Below are 2,493 nucleotides of genomic sequence, written 5' to 3'. Positions count from 1 at the left end.
GTAACCGTCCGACGGTCAGCGTTCTTGACGAGGAGGTTACTTTCAGGCGGCGTTCGAGCGGATCTGCTCAGCCATGGCCCATGGCAGCAGTTCGCTGACGCGATTGACGGGGTGGTCGGGGATGCGAGCAATGACGTGTCGCAGGTAGGCCTCGGGGTCGAGACCGTTCAGCTTGGCTGAGGCCACCAGCGAATAGATAGCGGCGCCGCGTTCGCCGCCACTGTCGGAGCCGAAGTGCAAGTAGTTCTTTCGACCGAGAGCAACGGCCCGCAACGCCCGCTCCGCGGCGTTATTGTCGATCTCAACGCGACCATCGCTGGCATACAGCGTTAGTGCCTCCCACTGATTCAACGCGTAGCCAATGGCCTTCGCGGTTTCGCTTTTGGACGACACCTTGCTCAGCGTCGAGCGTAGCCAGATCTCGAAGGCTTCCAGCAATGGACGCGCCCGTTCCTGTCGGACGCGCCTTCGCTCGTCGGGAGGCTTCCCGCGGATATCAGCCTCGATTGCGTAAAGTTCACCGATCCGGCGCAGCGCCTCAGTGTTGACGTCGTTCCTGCGTGCCAGGTACAGATCGTGGAATTTTCGTCTAGCGTGCGCAACACATCCAGCCTCTTGCACATCGCCGTCTTTGTAAATGGAGTTGTAGCCTGCGAATGCGTCGGCTTGCAGGATTCCCCTGAAGCCTTTCAGGTGGGCTTGCGGATATTCGCCTGACCGACTCGGGCTGTACGCGAACCAGACGGCTGGCGCGTCCACCGAACCAGCGGGCCTGTCATCACGTACATAGGTCCAGAGTCGGCCTGTCTTGGTCTTGCCGTTTCCGGGTTCAAGTACCGGTACCGGCGTATCGTCGGCGTGGATCTTCGAGGCCGCCATCACGTACTGCCGAATTGCATCGACCAGCGGGCGTAATAGTGCGCTGGCCTGTCCGACCCAATCGGCAAGTGTCGATCGGCTCAACTCGACACCATCCCGCGCGTATATCGCCGACTGCCGGTACAGGGGAAGATGGTCGCAGAACTTTCCAACCAGGACATGGGCGAGCAGGCCAGGACCCGGCATACCGCGATCAATGGGCCGGCTGGGTGCAGCCGCTTGCACGATGCAGTCACAGCAAGCGCAGGCCTTCTTTGGTCGACGATGGCGAATCACTCGCCAATGCCCGGGCACGTACTCGAGCTGCTCGGCGATATCTTCGCCAAGCTCGTTGAGCGTTCCGCCGCACTGCGGACAGCACACATCATCAGGTTGATGGACGATCTCTTCGCGCGGTAAATGATCAGGGAGCGCTCTGCGTCCAGTCGGCTTGGTCGCATCCTTTGAGCGCTGCTTGCTTGTGTCGAGTGCCCCTGCGCCTTCGTCGGCCTGCAGATCTTCCAGGCGCAATTCCAGTTGTTCAATCTGGCGATCAAGCTTCTCGGATTTGCGCCCGAATTGCATTCGTTGGAGCTTTGCGATCCACAGCTTCAGGCTCTCGATTTCCAGCGCTCGATCTGAGAGCGTCCTCTGAAGCGTCGCGACCGTGTCACGTAGATTCTCCACGTCACTGTCGCGCTCACGAAGCTCCGCTTCCCGCGCCAGAAGAAGGGCCTTCAAGGCGTCGATGTCGTCGGGAAGCGAAGCATTGCTGGAGGTCATGCAGGCAGTCTAGGCGCCAACATCGCTCCACATGTGTGTTGTCACAGACGTTTACAAAGCACTGCACGGACTGGCGGCATCGATGGGCTGCCGCCAGTCGAACCCCTCCAACAGAAGGCCAAGTTGCGCGTTCGTCAGAGCTACCACGCCACCTTCAGCGCGCGGCCAGGCGAATCGACCTCGTTCCAACCGCTTGGCAAACAGGCACATTCCACCGTCGCGCCAATACAGGCACTTGAGGAGATCACCACGTTTGCCTCTGAAGAGGAACGCGTGGCCAGAGAATGGGTCTTTCTGCAGGACTGTCTGTACTTTGGCAGCCAAGCCATCGAAGCCGCATCGCATGTCCGTAAATCCTGCGGCAACCCAGATCCGGGTGTTCGCCGGCGGCGCCATCATTAGCTCAGGCACTGCACCACCATGCGAAGGACATCCGGATCGACTCGGCCTTCAATGCTCACCTGGCCCTTGGCCAGTTGCAACCGGATGACCCCGGTGGGCGACGCTTCCGACGACGCCTCGACTCCGGAGCCTCTGACTACAACGGGGAACAGCACTGGCGCGTCGCCAACATGGGGGTCGCCGAATTGGCCTGCTCGAAGCATGCGGCGCCAGCGAAAGACCATGTTCACGTTCAGACCGTGTTCCAACGCCAGCTTTGAAACCGACACGCCTGGCACGCACGCAGCTTCTGCAAGCCTTCGCTTCAGTTCGATCGGGTGATTGCGGCTGCCGCGCATGCGGCCACCACGCTTTGCCACAGTATCCAAAGTAGTCCCCGCCAGATTTTGATGGGAACTACTCTGGATAGGTTCGCCTCTCGCGTCTACACGGCCATTAGCGGACGGTTAC

The 2,493-nt window shown here is 60.4% G+C and carries 3 protein-coding genes; all 3 read right to left on the bottom strand.

The window, feature by feature from the left end:
* Positions 1-42 precede the first annotated feature (42 nt).
* From tnpC to tnpA, 3 genes are read right to left on the bottom strand one after another with little or no spacing between them, the layout of a single operon-like run.
* Positions 43-1,641, bottom strand: coding sequence for an IS66 family transposase (gene tnpC, locus K309_RS0134535; protein ID WP_029050428.1), 1,599 nt, complete (start codon positions 1,639-1,641; stop codon positions 43-45).
* A 51-nt stretch (positions 1,642-1,692) separates the two neighbouring features.
* Positions 1,693-1,986: an IS66 family insertion sequence element accessory protein TnpB gene (gene tnpB, locus K309_RS0134530; protein ID WP_369796586.1), complete on the bottom strand. Its 294-nt coding sequence runs from the start codon at positions 1,984-1,986 to the stop codon at positions 1,693-1,695.
* A 53-nt stretch (positions 1,987-2,039) separates the two neighbouring features.
* Positions 2,040-2,381 (bottom strand): IS66-like element accessory protein TnpA, encoded by a 342-nt coding sequence (tnpA, locus tag K309_RS0134525; RefSeq protein WP_035878913.1) that lies wholly within the window; start codon positions 2,379-2,381, stop codon positions 2,040-2,042.
* Between the last annotated feature and the right edge of the window lie 112 nt (positions 2,382-2,493).

Origin of the sequence: Cupriavidus phytohabitans, from assembly GCF_000426345.1 — a bacterium.
Classification (GTDB): Bacteria; Pseudomonadota; Gammaproteobacteria; order Burkholderiales; family Burkholderiaceae; genus Cupriavidus.
This window is presented reverse-complemented; position numbering and strand designations above follow the sequence as displayed.